The following is a 593-nucleotide window of genomic DNA, read 5'->3' on the forward strand; positions in this document are numbered from 1 at the left end:
TGTTCCGGTTTAAGCTGCGCTAACGGTCCTTCTTGACCGATTAACCAAGCTTGAAGGATTTTCTCACCAACATACTCCCCGTTGAACGGGTTAATGTAGTCTGGTGTTTTGTGCATCCAATCCACTTTAATTAGGAACTGAGTTGGGAATGTCACACCTTTCATAGGGAAGCCTAGGCGATTGCCTAAGTACAATAAAATTGCACCTAAGCTGACCGGTATACCTTTTTTACGCTCTAGCACTTTATCGATAAAGCTGTTGTCAGAGATAAAGTACTCTTGGTCGTCACCTTTGAAGCCCCACTCATGGAAAAACAGACGTAGGAAAGAATCGAAACGCTGCTCTTCATCTGTTTCATGGATAAGCGTTGCTTCTGCTTCTTGGTACAGACGCTCTAGCTCTTGCTTAGCCCAATGGACGTTGGTTTCTGGATTAACGGATTTATTGAGCTCTAACGCTCCTTCCACCAGCGCCATGTTGTCAAAATCTTCGTCAAAAAACTCAAGCATGACGATTACCCAAATAAAGTTGGACTCTTAGACACGGCGATGTTAGCCGCCATGACCAACCAACCGAGTGCGCCAAAGAAACCG

Annotated in this window: 1 protein-coding gene; it reads right to left on the reverse strand. The window is 45.0% G+C overall.

The window, feature by feature from the left end:
* On the reverse strand, positions 1 to 509 hold a 509-nt coding region (locus tag R7040_RS28210; RefSeq protein ID WP_318097852.1), incomplete at its 3' end, for a transglutaminase-like domain-containing protein.
* Between the last annotated feature and the right edge of the window lie 84 nt (positions 510 to 593).

Source organism: Vibrio sp. 1069 (assembly GCF_033340555.1).